Annotated in this window: 17 protein-coding genes; 6 read left to right on the top strand and 11 right to left on the bottom strand. The window is 65.0% G+C overall.

Features of this window, described 5'->3' with window-relative positions:
* The first annotated feature begins 110 nt into the window (after window positions 1-110).
* Window positions 111-428, top strand: a complete 318-nt coding sequence (locus ACFWIX_RS05130; RefSeq protein WP_377215504.1) for a hypothetical protein — start codon at window positions 111-113, stop codon at window positions 426-428.
* An 18-nt stretch (window positions 429-446) separates the two neighbouring features.
* Here ACFWIX_RS05130 and ACFWIX_RS05125 read toward each other — a convergent pair whose 3' ends face one another.
* The 3 genes from ACFWIX_RS05125 to ACFWIX_RS05115 all read right to left on the bottom strand — a co-directional run bounded on the left by ACFWIX_RS05125 (window position 447) and on the right by ACFWIX_RS05115 (window position 3,229).
* Window positions 447-1,517: an alkene reductase gene (locus ACFWIX_RS05125; protein WP_377215033.1), complete on the bottom strand. Its 1,071-nt coding sequence runs from the start codon at window positions 1,515-1,517 to the stop codon at window positions 447-449.
* A gap of 129 nt (window positions 1,518-1,646) precedes the next feature.
* Window positions 1,647-2,183: a hypothetical protein gene (locus ACFWIX_RS05120; protein WP_377215032.1), complete on the bottom strand. Its 537-nt coding sequence runs from the start codon at window positions 2,181-2,183 to the stop codon at window positions 1,647-1,649.
* A gap of 398 nt (window positions 2,184-2,581) precedes the next feature.
* Window positions 2,582-3,229, bottom strand: a complete 648-nt coding sequence (locus tag ACFWIX_RS05115; RefSeq protein WP_377215031.1) for a DUF6318 family protein — start codon at window positions 3,227-3,229, stop codon at window positions 2,582-2,584.
* A 270-nt stretch (window positions 3,230-3,499) separates the two neighbouring features.
* Here ACFWIX_RS05115 and bioB point away from each other — a divergent pair, with 270 nt between their 5' ends.
* The 4 genes from bioB (at window position 3,500) to ACFWIX_RS05095 (ending at window position 6,326) form a co-directional block, all read left to right on the top strand.
* Window positions 3,500-4,519, top strand: coding sequence for a biotin synthase BioB (gene bioB / locus ACFWIX_RS05110; protein WP_377215030.1), 1,020 nt, complete (start codon window positions 3,500-3,502; stop codon window positions 4,517-4,519).
* A 342-nt stretch (window positions 4,520-4,861) separates the two neighbouring features.
* Entirely contained in the window at window positions 4,862-5,296 is a 435-nt protein-coding gene (locus ACFWIX_RS05105; protein ID WP_377215029.1) for a pyridoxamine 5'-phosphate oxidase family protein, read from the top strand.
* 19 nt (window positions 5,297-5,315) lie between these two features.
* Window positions 5,316-5,828, top strand: coding sequence for a very short patch repair endonuclease (locus ACFWIX_RS05100; RefSeq protein ID WP_377215028.1), 513 nt, complete (start codon window positions 5,316-5,318; stop codon window positions 5,826-5,828).
* 75 nt (window positions 5,829-5,903) lie between these two features.
* Window positions 5,904-6,326 (top strand): Hpt domain-containing protein, encoded by a 423-nt coding sequence (locus ACFWIX_RS05095; RefSeq protein WP_377215027.1) that lies wholly within the window; start codon window positions 5,904-5,906, stop codon window positions 6,324-6,326.
* On the opposite strand, the gene ACFWIX_RS05090 is transcribed toward ACFWIX_RS05095, so the two are convergent.
* The 7 genes from ACFWIX_RS05090 to speB all read right to left on the bottom strand — a co-directional run bounded on the left by ACFWIX_RS05090 (window position 6,287) and on the right by speB (window position 14,472).
* On the bottom strand, window positions 6,287-7,156 hold the full coding sequence (locus tag ACFWIX_RS05090) for a response regulator transcription factor (protein WP_377215026.1): 870 nt from the start codon (window positions 7,154-7,156) through the stop codon (window positions 6,287-6,289). The two genes, ACFWIX_RS05095 and ACFWIX_RS05090, sit on opposite strands and share 40 nt — an antisense overlap.
* Window positions 7,157-7,165: 9 nt before the next feature.
* On the bottom strand, window positions 7,166-8,437 hold the full coding sequence (locus tag ACFWIX_RS05085) for a restriction endonuclease (RefSeq protein ID WP_377215025.1): 1,272 nt from the start codon (window positions 8,435-8,437) through the stop codon (window positions 7,166-7,168).
* Window positions 8,424-10,655 carry an McrB family protein gene (locus tag ACFWIX_RS05080; protein WP_377215024.1) on the bottom strand — a complete coding sequence of 744 codons (2,232 nt, stop codon included), beginning with the start codon at window positions 10,653-10,655 and terminating at the stop codon, window positions 8,424-8,426. The genes ACFWIX_RS05085 and ACFWIX_RS05080 overlap by 14 nt, the downstream gene beginning before the upstream one ends.
* A 66-nt stretch (window positions 10,656-10,721) precedes the next feature.
* Window positions 10,722-10,955, bottom strand: a complete 234-nt coding sequence (locus ACFWIX_RS05075) for a hypothetical protein (protein WP_377215023.1) — start codon at window positions 10,953-10,955, stop codon at window positions 10,722-10,724.
* A gap of 90 nt (window positions 10,956-11,045) precedes the next feature.
* Entirely contained in the window at window positions 11,046-11,462 is a 417-nt protein-coding gene (locus tag ACFWIX_RS05070) for an acyl-CoA thioesterase (protein WP_377215503.1), read from the bottom strand.
* Between the two features lie 233 nt (window positions 11,463-11,695).
* Entirely contained in the window at window positions 11,696-13,402 is a 1,707-nt protein-coding gene (locus tag ACFWIX_RS05065) for a thiamine pyrophosphate-binding protein (RefSeq protein ID WP_377215022.1), read from the bottom strand.
* Between the two features lie 5 nt (window positions 13,403-13,407).
* On the bottom strand, window positions 13,408-14,472 hold the full coding sequence (speB, locus tag ACFWIX_RS05060) for an agmatinase (protein WP_377215021.1): 1,065 nt from the start codon (window positions 14,470-14,472) through the stop codon (window positions 13,408-13,410).
* A gap of 665 nt (window positions 14,473-15,137) precedes the next feature.
* Between speB and ACFWIX_RS05055 the strand changes: the two genes are divergently transcribed.
* Entirely contained in the window at window positions 15,138-15,560 is a 423-nt protein-coding gene (locus ACFWIX_RS05055; protein WP_377215020.1) for a DUF559 domain-containing protein, read from the top strand.
* Window positions 15,561-15,684: 124 nt separating this feature from the next.
* Here the strand turns inward: ACFWIX_RS05055 and ACFWIX_RS05050 are convergent, their stop codons facing one another.
* Complete coding sequence (locus tag ACFWIX_RS05050; RefSeq protein ID WP_377215019.1) at window positions 15,685-16,260, bottom strand: helix-turn-helix domain-containing protein; 576 nt, start codon at window positions 16,258-16,260, stop codon at window positions 15,685-15,687.
* Window positions 16,261-16,403 lie beyond the last annotated feature (143 nt).

Below are 16,403 nucleotides of genomic sequence, written 5' to 3'. Positions count from 1 at the left end.
TTGCCGTATGCATCTTGCCTGCTCCACTGGGGCTTCGGCTCTCCCACCGCCCTGCGCTGTTCCGCTGCGGCAGCAAAAGTGCTGTGATGGAACTGCCGCCACCGGCTCCGCTGCTCGAGGAAGAGGCACCCATGAGGGAACTGCTGGTCGTTTTTCAGGAGGGATTCGAGGACGCCAACATCACTTTGACGGTCAATGGCAAGCAGGCGCGGCGGGATCTCGGGGTCTCAACGAACCCCATCCTGGGCATCGCCGCGGAGGTCTCCGTGGAGCTCCCGGCTAAAGGCGCTCAGGTGGGGGTGGAAGTCACCAACCGGGGACTGAAGGCCATCAAGAAAGTCACCGGCAAGCCACGGAGCGTCCTCGTTTCCGTCGAGGACGGAAAGCTCGTGATGAGGGAAGGGACCGGCCGGGAAGCGTTTCTTTAGGACTTCCCGGCTGCCAGCTCAGCCTTGGTAAGCCGGGTAATCCGTGTAGCCCACGGCACCCGATGCGTAGAAAGTGGCAGCATCAGGCTCATTCAGCGGGAGGCTCTCCTTCCAACGGCGGGCGAGGTCCGGGTTGGCGAGGGCCGGCCTGCCTACCACCACGGCATCCGCGTGTCCGGCGGAAACCAGCCCTGCGGCTTCGTCTCGTGAGGTGACTACGCCGAAACCGGTGTTCACCAGGAAGGTGCCGCCGAAGCGCGCGCGGAGGCCCTGCACCAGCTCATCTGCCGGTTCGTGATGCAGAACGCTGAGGTAGGCGATGTTCAGCGGAGCGATGCTGTCCACTAGCACTTCGTAGGTGGCGCGGACGTCTTCGCGGTCCGTCTCGGCGATCCCTTGGACGTTGTGCTCCGGCGAGATGCGGATCCCTACCCGGTTGGCGCCCAATGCTGCAACGACAGCGTTGACCGTTTCTATGACGAACCTGGCCCTATTTTCCGGGGATCCGCCGTAGCTGTCGGTCCGGACGTTCGAGTTGGGCGCAAGGAATTCATGCAGGAGGTAGCCGTTGGCGGAGTGCAGCTCCACGCCGTCGAACCCTGCCTCAACAGCGTTAAGCGAGGCGGCGACGATTTCCTGGATGAGCACCGGAAGCTCGTCCGTGGTGAGCGCGTGCGGCACCGGGTACGGCTGCTTGCCTGAGGGTGTGCGGACTTCACCCTCGATGGCCACGGGGCTGGGGGCGACGACGTCCCGGCCGGCTGTCAGCTCCGGATGCGAGACCCTGCCGCCGTGCATGATCTGGGCGAACATGCGTCCGCCCTCCGCGTGCACGGCATCCGTGACCTTCTTCCAGCCGGCGATCTGTTCTTCGGTAGCGATCCCGGGCTGTCCGGCGTAGGAGCGGCCGCCGATGGTTGGGTAGATTCCTTCGCTGACGATCAGGCCCAGCGAAGCACGCTGGCGATAGTGCTCGGCGACAAGCGGCCCCGGAACGCCTTCTTCACCGGCACGGAGCCGGGTGAGCGGAGCCATCACGAGCCGGTTGGGAAGTTCGAGTTCGCCTAGGGTCAGAGGGGAAAACAGCATGCGCGGTTCCTTTCAGGGGCAGAAGCGGTACTGCCAGTGCCAACCCCATGCATCGGGGCGCTATTCCGGATGGGACGGGGGTCACACGTTCGGGCGGGGGCCAGAACAAGTACCAGGCGCCGCCGGCTCCTACGAACCGGGACAGCCCTGTCCGTTCGGATTCACGTTGCAGTCGTCTGCGTAGTTGCGCGTGATGGAACGCCAAACACTGATCGTTTCCGGGGCGGCGCTGAACTGGCCTTCCCCAGGAATTGGCAGCGGAGGCCCGTCGTTGACCGAGTATGTCCCCCGGAAGCTGCTGGTCAGGACAACCTCAAAGTCACCCGTAGCTCCGTAGGCATGGCTGGTCCTCGTTTTCTCGCCCCAGCGATCCTGCGGCAGCGGTCCGCCCATGGACGGTTGCGGCCCGAAGACCGTACCGTCGCCGTAATTCCATGTGTACTGCACCGGCGTGGCCACGACATGAACCTTCTGGCCGAACATGGTGATGTCGAACTGCTGCTCTTTGGCATCAGCGTAGAAGTTGGTTTCCGCTCCCCGGAGCGTGTGCGGGCTTGGCTGCGCAACGACGGCACCCGCGTCTACGGGAAGATTTTCGAATCGTTTCTGGATGGCCGCGGCGATCCGTGGAAGAACATCTTCCGGGTTTGGGTCGTAAAGGCACATTGGACCCGAGTGGCGAGCCCAGACTGCGCCCGGAACCCCACGGGGCTTCGACAGCCAAACCACGGGAATTCCGTCCTCGCCGTTGGGGCCGTTGGTACATTTCAGTTGACTGCGGAGGCACACCGAGTCAAAATCCCCGGCGCCCAAATGGCACTGCAACTCATACTTGTAGTCGTTGGGGTCCGTTGAAGCCTGATTCTTGGGGATCCGTACTACGGCCCCAGTCTTGGGATCCAAGCCCCAGCCCACACTTCCAACCTCCACACCAGTGTCGACGAATCCGACTGCTTCGTCGGTTTTCGCAGTGGCAGCGGCAATGGGGAGGGACACCATTAGAACTTGCACGAAGACCAGACAAAGGACGGGAGCGGACATCCGGCGAATGAGGCTGCCCATGGCTATCGTATTAGACCTAGTTCAGTCACCGTCCATCCATCACGGCCGAATGTGGCCACTACCTGACTTCCGACGTTAATTGCTTTGGTGGGGTCCTGCGTTAGGGTTCCATCAGGATTATGAATACTTATCTCATCTTGGATTACCTGAACGGTTGCCTGCCACGGCTCATTTTCTAGCGCTCGTCCCGTCACGGCTGGCGTCTTGACCCGACCTCCCGATATCCACTTATCGTCTTTCCAAGCGTTACTGACGTTCTTGACAAGACCGTTACAAAAGGCGCAATCGGGGCCGGACACCCCTTTCAAAAGTTCGACGTCTCCAGTCTCATACGCATAACTGAGGACGGCAAACCAATACTTGGTAAACGCCTCCAGCCCCTCTTTTGTCTCAGTCTTCGCCACCGCCGGGAGGACAGGTAAGGGTACGTTTTGGGCCGGTCCCTTTGCGCTGGCCGGCTTGTAGGCGGGAATTGCCGTTGCAGTAGCCGTCGGCGAAGCGGAAAGGCTTGTTGTCGCAGACTGCGTCGTATCAGGGCTGGCTGCCGGCTCCGGTGCTGCCCCGGCGCAGCCCCCGAGCAGTAGCGCCGCTCCCGCAACCACTGCGATACGGCCTAAGAATGCAGGTTTAGAGATGACGTGCGATGCCATGGACCGCTACTCCCCCAATGTCGTGTGATGACGCTCTCCGGACGTTGCTCCAAGGGTAGCCCAGCACACAAATCGACGACGATAGTTATCCACAGCTACCCCGCACGGGTTTACCATCCCTGCGGCGCCGAAAAAAGTCACACCCGCCTGGCAACCACTCCCACAAACCCGCCCCCGTCCCCTTGTGGCCGTTCCACAAAAACAGCCAGCCTGCCCCGAACTACGGTCAAGGAGAGAGACCCACCCGCACGGACCAGCCAAGGAAACTCAATGACGATGCCCCTCCAGCAACGCACCCATCCGATCCTCGAAACAGCCCGGCAGCAGGTGCTCGAAAACGGCGACGGCCTTAACGAAGGGCAGCTCGTCGAGATCCTCGGTCTTCCGGATGAAGCGCTCCCGGCCGCCCTCCAACTCGCCCATGAAGTACGCCTGAAGCATTGCGGCGAGGATGTCGAAGTCGAGGGCATCATCTCGATCAAAACCGGGGGCTGCCCCGAAGACTGCCACTTCTGCAGCCAGTCCGGCGTGTTCGACAGTCCGGTACGGGGCGTCTGGCTGGACATCCCCGAACTCGTCAAAGCCGCCAAGGAAACCGCCTCCACCGGAGCCACCGAGTTCTGTATCGTCGCCGCTGTCCGCGGACCGGACATCAAGCTGATGAACCAGATCAAGTTCGCCATCGACCGCATCAACGAGGAAGTGGACATCAACATCGCATGCTCCCTGGGCATGCTCACCCAGCGCCAGGTGGACCAGCTCAGGGAATGGGGCGTGCACCGCTACAACCACAACCTCGAAACGGCACGCAGCTACTTCCCCAAAGTCGTCACCACCCACACCTACGAGGAACGCCTGGACACCTGCAACATGGTCAAGGACGCCGGCATGGAGCTCTGCTGCGGAGCCCTGATTGGCATGGGCGAAACACTCGAGCAGCGGGCCGAACTCGCCGCCCAGCTCGCAGCCCTCGAACCCCACGAAGTCCCGCTCAACTTCCTCAATCCCCGCCCCGGCACTCCGCTGGAGAACCAGGAGATCATGGACGGCAAGGACGCCCTGCGCGCCATCGCTGCCTTCCGCCTCGCCATGCCGCGCACTGTCCTGCGCTATGCCGGCGGCCGTGAACTCACCCTCGGCGACCTCGGCACCCGCGAAGGTCTCCTCGGCGGCATCAACGCGGTCATCGTCGGCAACTACCTCACCACCTTGGGTCGCCCCGCAAACGCCGATCTCAATCTCCTCGTGGACCTCAACATGCCCATCAAGGAGCTCCAGAAGACTCTATGAAGCACTCCACAACCAGCCCCACAGCGCGCTATTGCGGGCACTGTGGCGGGGAATTGCAGGGGCAAGCGTACGACGGCGGCGCCCTCCCGCCGTCGTACGCCCGCCATGGCGGAACGCGGCAAGGAAACGCGACACCGGCAGGTACCCACCACGAGTGCGCGAGGCGCCTCGAGATGGAACCTCCGCGCTACTGTTCTGAATGCTGCCGACGCCTGAAAGTCCAAGTCTCACCGCTCGGCTGGCATGCGGAATGCAGCCGGCACGGCGCCACCGGCGCTTGACGGACGAAAGAAGGGACTTCCGGCACTGTCGCGCTTCTACCGCACGTAGAAGAATGGTTCCATGATGTTCACGCATGCAGACGCAAACCCCGTACTGGAACTCAGCGACGAGCAGTCCTGGAAGCTGCTGGAAGGCACAAAGCACGGTCGGCTGGTGGTCTCCGTGGCAGGCGAACCTGACATCTTCCCCGTCAACTACCTCGTCTCCAACCGCAAGCTGTACCTCCGCACCGCGCCGGGAAACAAGCTCGCCCAGCTGACCATCAACGCGAAGGTGCTCTTCGAAACGGACGGGATCCTCTCCGAAGAGGCCTGGTCCGTCGTCCTTCGGGGTACGGCCCGGGTGCTGACCAATTCGAGCGAACTGGCCGCCGTGGAGGAACTGGGCCTGAAGACCTGGGTGCCCACCCTCAAGGACTTCTACGTGGAAATCGAGCCGAGCTCCATCAGCGGACGTCATTTCGTTTTCGGCGAGCAGCCCGAACGGGAAATCTGAACCCTCCTAGACTTGAAGCATGGCGGATAAGCTCACCCCTGAGCAGCGCAGCTGGAACATGTCCCGGATCCGGGGCAAGGACACCAAACCGGAACTGCTGGTGCGGCGACTGCTCCACGCCAAGGGCTACCGTTACCGCCTCCATGGCCGGTCCGGGAGCAGCCGCCTGCCCGGCAACCCCGATCTGGTCTTCGCCGCACGTCGCAAGGTCGTCTTCGTCAACGGCTGTTTCTGGCACTTCCACGATTGCCGGGTCGGCCTGCACGCGCCGAAAGCGAACGCCGCATTCTGGGAGGAGAAGCGCACCCGCACGCGCGAGCGCGACGCCCGCCAGCGCAGCGAACTCGAGGCCGCGGGATGGGAGGTCCTGACGGTGTGGGAGTGCCAGTTGAAGGACAGACCGGCGCTGGAGGACCAACTCATACAGTTCCTGGACCGCCAACTCAACATCAGCCCGCAATTCCCATCAAGAAACCCACAATTCTCTGCCCGCCCGGCGCCGGAACCCGGGATCGGCCCTACCCTGAAGTGAAGCGGATAGCCTCCGCTGACCGTTTTGTTCCCCGGCTGGTCTCGCCGCAGGACACCCGGAGCCGAAAGGACCGTCGTGGGCGCAGCTGATGATGCTTCCAGGCCTTTGGTGGACCAGTCCGTACTGGACCGGTTGCGCGAGGAACTGGAAGATGACGAAGGATACTGCAGGATGTTCGTGGCCGACTTCGTCCAATGCCTCCCCCAACGCATAGGCCGGCTCCGGCTTGCCTTGACCACTGGCGACCTGGACGGTTCAGTGGATGCGGTCCTGAGCCTAAAGACCTCGAGCCAGATGGTGGGCGCCGAGCGGCTCGCCGGACTAGCCTACGAACTGGAAGGCGAGATCCGCGGAGGAGCCCGCGAATCCGACGTCGCCGTTGTCCTGCCCAGGCTCGCCGCCGCATACCTCCGGCCTATCAGCCAGTGCAGCCGGCAGACGACGCACCGGCTCCAGGCTCAGTGCTCGACAGGCGGCCCGCCTGGGGCCAGGCGGTAACCCACGCCGCGGACCGTCTGCAACCAGCGGGGGCGCTGCACCGAATCGCCCAGCTTCTTCCGGAGGTTCCCCATATGGACCTCCACCGAGCGTTCATCTGCCTCGCTGATATAGCTTCCGACGTCGTAGTCCTCCTCGCGGAGACGCCGCACCAGATCTGCTTTGGTGCGGACAGTCCGGCCGGCTTCCAGGATGGCGTGGAGGAGTTCGAATTCGGTGCGGGTCAGGTGCATCTCTTCCCCGTCAACGGTCACCGTGCGGGAGGCATAGCTCAGTTCGAGGCCGTTGTGGCTGTAATACCGGTCGCCGTTCTCGGCGCTGGGGGCAGTGACCGTTACGCCGGCGGTTGCCGCGGCAGTTCCGGCGGTCGGGGCTCCGGCGTTCGCGGCGCCGGAGGTGGAATGTCCGACGGCGGCGGCCTCCCCGGCGGGCGCGGCACCGGCCGGGACGGGTGTGGCAGCGCGGGGTCGGCGCATCATCGCGGCCACGCGCGCCCGCAGTTCCCGCGGACGGAAGGGCTTGGTGAGGTAGTCGTCCGCGCCGGATTCCAGCCCGATCAGGGTGTCCAGCTCTTCGGCCCGGGCGGTGAGCATCACGATGTAGGCATCGGAGAACTCGCGGATCTGGCGGGCAACCTCGAACCCGTCGATATCCGGCAGCCCGAGGTCCAGGGTGATGACGTCGGGGTTCAGCCTGCGGGCAGCGGCCACGCCTTCGTAGCCGGATGCCGCGACAGTCACCTCGAACCCGGCCTGGGTCAGCACCGTCCGGACCAGTTCCCGGATGTCCTGGTCGTCCTCAATGACAAGTCCCACTCGTGCGTCACCCATAGCGTCCCCTCACAAGCCAACGTCAGCAGTATAACTGTCACCTGCCCCGCTGTTCCGTGCTTGCCGCACCACTTCTCCCCAAGATTGTTGCGCCAGTTCGGCGATGGCTGCCAAGATTTCCGCCGGTGGCCGGGACAGATCCAGCGGAAACTCCACGACGTCGATGTCTGTGTTGAGGATCCGGCGCAGCTTGACCTCCCCCGCACCGGCGTAGACGAGCCAGGCGGTGGGCACCGCGAGCGCCGTGCAGTGTGCCAGCATCTGGTAGTGGTCGGCGGTCAGGGAGGCGCCCATGTCCGTGGCTGCCTTGTACTTGGCGTTGTATGCGACCACCGGCTGGCCGCCCAGCAGGTGCACCGCGTCCGGCCGCACTGACAACCGGTCCGCGTCCCGAACGGCTTCGCTGAGCAGCGCGTTGTACTTGAGCCGCAGCTCCCCCGGAAACGCGGCCATCGCCTGGCGGAGCGCGGCACCGACGAAGTCCTGGAATACCTCTGCCATGTCCACCACGAAAGACGCGGTCTGTTGTTTTCCTTCTCCCGATTCTGCGGAGGAATTTCGCAGGATCAGTTCGGCCAGCCGGAGAACCGCGTGGTACCGCAGGTTCATTCGGGTGGGTTTCCACGGCGGCAGCGGGGCGCCGGCTGGAAGGCGGGTAACGGCGTCGAGCTTTCCCTTGAGCTGGCGCAGCCGGCTCAGCACCTCCGGACGGACCCGCGGCACCTGGCTCATCCGTTCCAACGCCGCACGGAGGATGCGGTTCTCCGCGATGTCCTCGGTGAACTCGTCGTAGGACACTTCCAGGGGCACCAACATCCCCGGGCGGCGGGAGATCTGGTCCGAAATCCGGATCCGTCCCTTCACGGTCCGGAGAGATTCGTCCACCGTGAGGTATCCCTGCAGCACGCCGCGGCCCAGTGCCCGTTCGGCCAGCTGGGCCAGCGATTCAGCCAGTGCGCTCCACAACTCGCGGTCCTCCACCGCTGCCACGGTGTCTGGTCGGAAGCCCTGGTCCTCGGCATAGCTGAGGAGGAACAAGAGCCGGCTCAGCCCGAGCCGGTCCTTGGGCCGGACGTCCAGCTGGACCGTGGGGGTGCGGACCGAGCCCACCTTGCCTACCGGTTCGATCCGGTAGAGCCCCATCCCCATGGGCGACGCCTTGGCCAGGCCGCTGGCGTTCAAGAACGAGGCGCTGGCGGGGTCCAGCCGCTCCACGATGCCGCGGGAAAGTTCATCCAGCACCAGGTGGCGGACGGATCCGCCGGATTTAACCGGTTGCAAGGCGCCCCAACAGCTGTTCCAGCCCGAAGCGCTCCTCCAGCTGCGCCCGGGTGAGCTGTCCGTGATAGTGCTCCTCAAGCAGCGGCATGAGCTCGTACTTCCAGATCCGGCGCAGCCCGGCCGGGGTCTGGGCCGCCGGCTTCATGAAGTAGGACGGGCCGATCATCAGGTCCCGGTCCCACTCGTCGATGGCCGCGTTGAGGGCGTCCAGCAGCAAGGCGGGCGTGAGGTCCAGCTTCCGTGCCTGGAGGAAGCGCAGCAGCGATCCCTTGACCGGCTCCGTCTGGGGGTGCAGCTCGATGAAAGAAAAGCGCCGGCGGATGGCGGCGTCCATCATGGCGATGGACCGGTCTGCGGTGTTCATGGTGCCGATGATGTAGAGATTGTCCGGCAGCGTGAACGGCTCGTTCGGGCTGTACTGCAGGTAGATCCGGTCGTCCCGGTACTCCAGCAGGAAGTACAGCTCGCCGAACACCTTGGCCAGGTTGGCGCGGTTCATCTCGTCGATGATCAGGAAGTACGGTTTGTTCTCATTCCCCGGCTTGGCGGCTTCCTCAGCCAGGCGGCGCAGCGGTCCTGCCACGAGTTTGAAGGAGACCTGGCCTTCGTCGGTCTTGTCGGGGCGGTAGCCCTCGAAGAAGTCCTCGTAGGCGTAGGACGGGTGGAACTGCACCAACTTGACCCGTTCGTCCGTGGAGTCGTTGGCCAGTTCCGCGGCAAGGTGCTTTGCCAAGTATGTCTTTCCAGTGCCCGGCGGACCGTACAGGACCAGTTGCCGGTTCTCCTCCAGCAGCTCCGCGATCTCCTGGAGCGGTTCGAGTTCCATGTGCAGCGATTCGGCGAACTCCGGAGTCAACGGCCGGAAGCCCTCCTGCACCACGGGGATGAGGCCGGTGCTTGCGGCGTCCTCATCCGGTTCCGTTTCGGCTTCAGCCGGCACCAGGGCCTGCAGCGCCTGGACCACCCGCGTCACGTCCACCACGATCCCCGGGGTGGCCAGCTGCCGCTGCACATGGCGGGGCAGGTCAGTGGTGGTGTGCCCTTCATCGAACCAGCGCACCTTCCGGCGCAGGCGGCGGTTGTCATCGTTGTGCTCCGGCTCGCCGAGCACCACGCCCAGCCGCACGACGCCCGAGTGCTGGTACAGCGCCAGATCGCCCGGCTTCATCACCGTCAGGAAAGCGAAGACGGCCGTCTTGGTGTCCTCGCGCTCCACGTAGCCAAGATGTTTGTAGTCTTCGTCGACGGCGTGTTGCACCACCCCGGCCGTCACGCCCGGGTCAAGCAGGCGGAGATGTTCGACGTCGAGGGTGACCTTCTCCTCGCCCTGCCAGGCCGTGAGCAGTTCAGTGTTGTCGCTGTGCGTGCGCAGCAGCCACGCCCGGCGTCCGGGGTCCCCCACCTTGCGCCACTGGCTGACCAGCTGCCGGGAGTACCAGTCGATGCGCTGGCCCGCCTGCTCATCGAGGTGCCGGCGGATGCGGTGGATGTCCGCGGTGATGTCTTCCTCGGCGTCGCCCTTGGCACCACCCACCAGCGAGGCGAAGGCGTCCCGGATCTCCTGGCGCTCCACGTCCGCCACTACGGGCTCGAAGTAGCTGGGCCAGGTAAGGAACTCGATGCTGCGGCGGATCGCCGGCTGGTCGTCCGGCGTAGCCGCGGCCAGCCGGTGGAAGGCCAGAGGGTCCTGCAGCGCCGCGGTGATTGCATGCGTGGGCTGCTGGTCCACGTGCTGCACGAAGCGGCACAGCCACTTCAGGTGGTCCCAGATGGTCCAGTTGAACTCTGCCGTCCGGTCCCGGATGACACCGTGGTCCGTCATGCCCTGGTACAGCTCCTCGGGCAGCTCCAGCGGCGGCTCAAGCCAGGACGCAGCCTCTGCAACGCGGGCGCGCTTGACCTTCAGTGACTTCACTTCGTGCGCCAGCGGCAGCGACTGCAGGAAGAGCAGCTCAACGGCGAGCTGCTTGGCCTCACGCGAGGCGCCTTCAAGGTTGTGCCGGAGGTTGGTCATCATGGGAGCCTTGGGGTCCGGAGTGCCCCGCTCCAGCCGTTCCAGCAGTTCCCCGGCGGCGTCCGCAGTCCAGGTCAGGGTCCGGCCATCCAGCGCGGATGGTTTGCCCAGCATTCCCGGGCCCAGCACAAACCATGCTGCGTCCTCAATCTCGCGTGAGATACCTGGGGCACGTGTCATGGCAGCAGTTGAGGCGGGGGTCATACTTCAAATTTACAGGGTGAAACTGAACGGCTGCTCACAACGGGTGCCGGTACCCGGCAGGGAGCCTCAGACCCGGGGAGCGGGCCGCTTGCGCCCCAGGACGAAGTAGCCCATCGGGCCCACGAAGTTAATGAACGAGGCAGCCCGCCACGCAGCCTTGGGCCCGTTGATCAGTTCTGCGGGCCGGCGCGAGATGTCCCGCTGGGCCGCGAGCAGCAGCGAAACCTGCGCTATCCCCACCAGGATGAAGCCGGCGCGCGCCGAAGGTGACATCTCTTTCCAAGTCTTCTTCCGTGCCATCTCCGTGCTCCTTCATTCTCAGGTTATGGGCGCTTTCGGCTGATGCCTATTGTCCGACACTACGTGGTCCCCGCACAGTGCCGTCCGGCCCTAATGCACGAACGGCGCCAGCCGTTCTTTTTGCTCCGGCGTGAGCCGCTGGACCCGGCCCGTGGTTTCATCCACGAACGCCAGGTGGCTGCTTGCCTTGACACATTCCTGCCCCGTGGCGGGATCCTTGATGACGTAGTGGATGTCGAAGCTGGCCCCCTTCACGGCGCCGATCCAGACCTCCACCAAGGCGGGAATGTTGCGGTAGTCCAAAGTGCGTACGTAGCGGATCTTATGGTCCACCACCAGTGCCATGGTGCCCTCCGGCACGTCATTGAACAGTGAGACGTGCGGTTCCACTCCGGGGAGCCCGGCGCCACGGGGCGGCCCGAAGGCACCGATGCGTGCCTCCTCCAGCATGCGGACGATCTGCACGTTGTTGATGTGGCCGTAGGCGTCCATGTCCCCCCACCGCATGGGAACCAGGACCTCGATCCGCCGGGGGTCGGATCCCGCGGGGTCCTCCGTGCCTGCCTGCACGTCCTCCCCTGCCTCCGCTTCACTGGCGGAGGGCCGGTAGCCCATCTCCTCCAGAGGCCCGCCCTGTTTCACGCTGCTGCCGTTCTCCATGACCAGAATCGTATCGGCATTGCAGGACGCAAAAGACCCCGGCTCCTTGTGGGAGCCGGGGTCCGCGGTGATGCTGCAGGTTAGTCGCCCAGGTGGGTGGGGGCGAACATCTTCAGGAGCGTTTCAACCACGACGACGTTGGGTCCGTCTGCGGCGAATCCCGCCTTCAGGGCGTCCCCGACGTCCTCCGGCGCCACCCGGGTTGCCGGGACGCCGAACGATTCAGCAAGCTTGACGAAGTCCGGGCGCGCCAGTTCGGTGGCCGTGGCCTTCCCGAACGCGCCCACCATGTACTCGCGCAGGATGCCGTAGCCGCCGTCGTCCACGATCAGCCACGTGACCGGGACGTTGTGCTGCCTGGCCGTTGCGAGCTCGGAAATGGAGTACATGGACGAGCCGTCGCCGGACACTGCCAGCACGCGGCCGGGCTTTCCCACGGTTTCCAGGCCCACAGCGGCACCGATCGCCGCCGGGAAGCCGTAACCAAGCCCGCCGGCGCCTTGGGCGGAGTGGAACTCCCCCTCACGGGCATCCCAGCAGCTCCAGCCCCAGTACGCGGCGATGGTCATGTCCCAGAACGTCTGCATGTCCGCCGGAACGGCCTCGCGGATGTCCGCCATAAACTTCAGTTCCTTGGCCAGGTCCTGCCCTTCCAGTCGGGCGCGGACCTTGGCCAGCGAGTCCTTGACCAGCTGTTCCGGGGAAGTGCCGTGCCAGTCCGGCTGGGCGTGGCGGTCCCGCTGCAGCGCTTCATCGAGGGCACCGTCCAGGGCAGCCAGTGCCTGCCCGGCATCCGCCCGAATGCCCAGGCCCGGCCGGTTGGATTCGAGGACGCGCGGCTCGGCGTCGATCTGGATGATGCGGCCCCGGGGTTCGAACGTGAAGTAGTTGGAGGTGACCTCGCCCAGGGAAGAACCGATCACCACAAGGACGTCGGCGTCTTCCAGCAGCTCCGTCATGTAGCGGTCCTCCATCCAGGACTGCAGCGACAGCTCGTGGTTCCAGGGAAAGGCCCCGTTTCCCCCGGGTGTGCAAATGACTGGGGCACGGAGCTTTTCCGCGATGGACAGCAGGGACTTTTCGGCCCGCCCCCGGCGCGTACCTCCGCCGGCGATGATTGCCGGGCGCTTGGCCGCGGCGAGCCATTTCACGGCCTCGCGAACCAGTTCCACGCGCGGCGGGTTGTCCGCGGCTTCTGCGAGCGCGTCTTCCACTGGCGGGACCATGATGGGGTCAAGCAGCACGTTCTGCGGGATTTCGATCCACACCGGGCCCTGAGGGGACGAGATGGCTTCCGTCCAGGCGTCCTGGATGGCGGATGGTATGCCGGAGGCATGCTGTATCAGCCGCTGGCTCTTGGTGACGTTGGCGGCGGAAGCCTTCTGGTCATCCAACTGGTGGAGCATGCCCTTGCGCCGGGCGCCGAGTCCCTCGAGCGGGATCTGGCTTGCCACCACCACCATGGGCACGCCGGTGGCGTAGGCCTCCTGCAGCCCGGCCAGTGAGGTCAGCGCACCGGGCCCGGTGGAGAGGAACAGCACGCCTACTTCACCGGTGGCGCGGGAGTAGCCGTCGGCGGCGAAGGCTGAGTTGTTTTCAACACGCGACGAGACGAACTGCAGATTGCCGCGGCCCATGGCATCGAACAGGCCGAGTGCGTGCTGGCCGGGAATGCCGAAGACGGTCTTGGCACCGAGCGCTTCAAGGGTTTCGACGACGAGGTCCCCGCCGTTGCGGGCATCGGTACCCCTGGTGGGGGCTGCTGTGCCGGGATCGAAATCGATCATGGTGGCTACTCCTTCATTCCAGCGGCGAAACCGGCAGGCTGCCGGACTTCCCGGCCGAGGGCCTGGGCGGCATACCCGGTGGCCGCGCCGAAGCGGTTGCCTTCAACCGCATTGTCTGCCATGAGGGTGACCAGTTCATAGGCCACGTGGCTGGCTGCCACACCGGTGATTTCTGCATGGTCGTAAGCCGGGGCCACTTCAACGACGTCGGCACCCACCAGGTTCATCCCGCGGAAGCCGCGGATGATTTCCAGCAGCTCGCGGCTGGTGATGCCGCCGGCTTCCGGGGTTCCGGTACCGGGCGCGTGGGCAGGGTCCAGGACGTCGATGTCCACGGAGATGTACAGCGGACGGTTGCCGATCCGGTCCCGGACCTTGGCCACGGTTTCCAGGACGCCCTGGTAGTAGACATCCGCGGAGGTGACGATGCCGAAGCCGAAGCGGTGGTCGTCGTCGAGATCCTTCTTGCCGTACAGGGGGCCGCGGGTACCGATGTGGCTGATCGCCTCCGTGTCCAGGATGCCTTCCTCCACGGCGCGGCGGAACGGCGTGCCGTGGGTGTATTCGGCCCCGAAGTAGGTGTCCCACGTGTCCAGGTGGGCGTCAAAATGCAGCATGGCGATCGGTCCGCCGGCGCGCTCGGCGGCGGCGCGGAGCAGCGGGAGGGCAATGGTGTGGTCGCCGCCCAGGGTGACGAGTTTGCTGCCACCGGCCGTCAGGTCCCGGGCGTTCTGCTGGATGGTCTCGATGGCCTCGTTGATGTTGAACGGGTTGACGGCCATGTCCCCCGCGTCTGCTACCTGGACGTTCTCGAACGGGCTGACATCCCAAGCCGGGTTGTAGGGGCGCAGCAGGCGGCTGGACTCCCGGATGTGGTTGGCGCCGAAACGGGCGCCGGGCCGGTAGGAAACGCCGGAGTCGAACGGCACACCCACCACGGTGATGTCCGCCTTGGGCACCTGGTCCAGGCGCGGCAGCCGGGCGTAGGTGGCGGCACCGGCGTACCGGGGAATCCGTGATGAATCAATGGGGCCAAGGTTGCCGTTGGTTTCGATGCGGAGCTCTTCCACTGAAGGCCTCTCTGCGAAGTGGGTGGTGTGACTGCCATCATACACCTCTGTTTCCCACTAGGCATCACCTGTTTACCCAGGGATGCAGCCTCCCTTGCTGCCCGGTTTGTGCCACGAGTGACCGACGTGACTGTGGCGCGGGCGCCGAACCTGCGGGCAGAACTCTTCCTCAACCGGACCAAACCGGGCGGGAACGCACGGCTGGCTTATCCACATAGTCTCCGATGGGCATTTCCCTGGAACGCCCATCGGTCTGGGATGGTGGGATGCAGGCACTCGAATATCTCCGCCAAAACGGCGGTGCGGTCCGGACTGGACAACTGCTGGGGGCCGGATTCTCACGGCGGGCCATCAGGGAGCTGATGGATCAGGGCGCCCAGCAACCCAAGCGTGGCGTGTTCTTGTTGCCTGGCTGTGATCCAGGCGTCGCCACGGCCATTGTGCAGAACGGGCGGCTCACGTGCGCCAGCGCCGCCGCGCATTATGGCCTGTGGCTTCGACACCCGTCGCCACGGCATCATCTCGCGTGCAATCACGGCCATGGGCACGGCTTCATCCGGCACCGGTCGGTACACTTTCCAGGCCATCCCCTGCTGCCATTGGCGGCGGTGGAGGACGTGGCCCTGCATGCCATGGGGTGTCTCCCACCCCCATCGTCAACGGCCTTGGCAACCTCAGCCATCCGGCTGCATGGCGTGCCCGTGGAACTATTGAAGGACCAGCTGCGTGGTGACCGCTCCCGGCCTGTCCTGCGAGCGCTGCGGGAATTGGACATGCGGGCGGAATCCATTGTGGAAGTGGACGCCCAGCATCTCTTCCGCGCCAACGGCATCAGCTACGACGCTCAGGTATTCCTGCCGGGCATCGGCCGGGTCGACTTCCTACTGCAGGGCTTCCTCATCGTGGAGATTGACGGGTTTGAATTCCACTCAAAACGCGCCGACATGCGACGGGACAGGATGCGGAACAATGCCTCCGCGGTCAACGGGTTCGCTGTTCTCCGGTACATGCCCGAACATATTTGGTTCCAGCCGGACCAGGTCCTGGCCGACATCCGGGCGGTGCTCGGGTCGAGGGAGGCCGGGTGAGTGCGCTCCCGCCCAGTTTGTCGGCCTGCCGCCTCCAGGATGCGGCGACGGTTCACCGCCGGCCGGGAGCACCCCGGCAGATAACGGGGACAAACCGGGCGGGAACGTCCGCCGCGGAAGGGGATTACCGGCTGGCGGCGGGCACCAGAACCCAGAGCACCTCGACGGGCTGGTCCGTGGGGTTGACCCAGGTGTGGGGCTCGCGCCCCGGAAAGGTGACGGTGTCGCCGGCGCTGAGGTCGAATTCCTCGCTGGTCAGGATGAGCCGAAACTTGCCTTTGATCACGTGCAGCACATCGACGTCGCAGTCCACTGCGTACAGCTCGGACTCACCACGGCCGTGCGGTTCGATCACGGCCTGGATGATCTGCACCCGCCGTTCGGACCGGGCCGTCAGCAACCGTTCCACGATCCCGTGGCCGCCCAGGGAAATACGCGGTCCGTCATTGCGCTTAGTGAGGTGGGTTTCCGGAGCGGCGAACAGTTCGCCGATGGAGATTGACAGCACCTGGCACAGCGTCACCAGCGAGGCCACCGACGGCGACGTCAAGTCGCGCTCCACCCGGCTCAGGAACCCCTTGGTCAGCCCCGTGGCGTCCGCAACCTGTTCAATCGTGAGCCGTTGCGACTGCCGGGCGGCGCGGATCCGGGAGCCGATGGCCACCGGAATATTGCTCGGCTCAACTGGCAGTGCCTTCATGTACGAACCTTTCATCGCAGGCTCACCGGCCCGCTCTGGAGCAATACTAATGGGCTGCCCCGGCTATGACGCGATCATGGCGGATCCCCGCCGCGCCGGCAGATTCATGGCGCACGACGGCGGCACCTCCTTCCGCATTCAGC

This window comes from Pseudarthrobacter sp. NPDC058362 (genome assembly GCF_042723515.1).
Classification (GTDB): Bacteria; Actinomycetota; Actinomycetes; order Actinomycetales; family Micrococcaceae; genus Arthrobacter.
Note: the sequence above shows the minus strand (reverse complement) of the source record. Positions and strands in the feature narration are given on the sequence as shown.

Excerpts from the sequence above, each read along its gene's own strand:
- ACFWIX_RS05120 (WP_377215032.1), bottom strand. The coding sequence starts at position 2,183 with ATGTGCCTTTACGACCCAAACCCGGAAGATGTTCTTCCACGGATCGCC.
- ACFWIX_RS05100 (WP_377215028.1), top strand. The coding sequence starts at position 5,316 with ATGGCGGATAAGCTCACCCCTGAGCAGCGCAGCTGGAACATGTCCCGG.
- ACFWIX_RS05075 (WP_377215023.1), bottom strand. The coding sequence starts at position 10,955 with ATGGCACGGAAGAAGACTTGGAAAGAGATGTCACCTTCGGCGCGCGCC.
- ACFWIX_RS05065 (WP_377215022.1), bottom strand. The coding sequence starts at position 13,402 with ATGATCGATTTCGATCCCGGCACAGCAGCCCCCACCAGGGGTACCGAT.
- ACFWIX_RS05125 (WP_377215033.1), bottom strand. The coding sequence starts at position 1,517 with ATGCTGTTTTCCCCTCTGACCCTAGGCGAACTCGAACTTCCCAACCGG.
- bioB (WP_377215030.1), top strand. The coding sequence starts at position 3,500 with ATGACGATGCCCCTCCAGCAACGCACCCATCCGATCCTCGAAACAGCC.
- ACFWIX_RS05070 (WP_377215503.1), bottom strand. The coding sequence starts at position 11,462 with ATGCGGTGGGGGGACATGGACGCCTACGGCCACATCAACAACGTGCAG.
- ACFWIX_RS05090 (WP_377215026.1), bottom strand. The coding sequence starts at position 7,156 with ATGGGTGACGCACGAGTGGGACTTGTCATTGAGGACGACCAGGACATC.
- ACFWIX_RS05080 (WP_377215024.1), bottom strand. The coding sequence starts at position 10,655 with ATGACCCCCGCCTCAACTGCTGCCATGACACGTGCCCCAGGTATCTCA.
- ACFWIX_RS05105 (WP_377215029.1), top strand. The coding sequence starts at position 4,862 with ATGATGTTCACGCATGCAGACGCAAACCCCGTACTGGAACTCAGCGAC.
- ACFWIX_RS05050 (WP_377215019.1), bottom strand. The coding sequence starts at position 16,260 with ATGAAGGCACTGCCAGTTGAGCCGAGCAATATTCCGGTGGCCATCGGC.
- ACFWIX_RS05115 (WP_377215031.1), bottom strand. The coding sequence starts at position 3,229 with ATGGCATCGCACGTCATCTCTAAACCTGCATTCTTAGGCCGTATCGCA.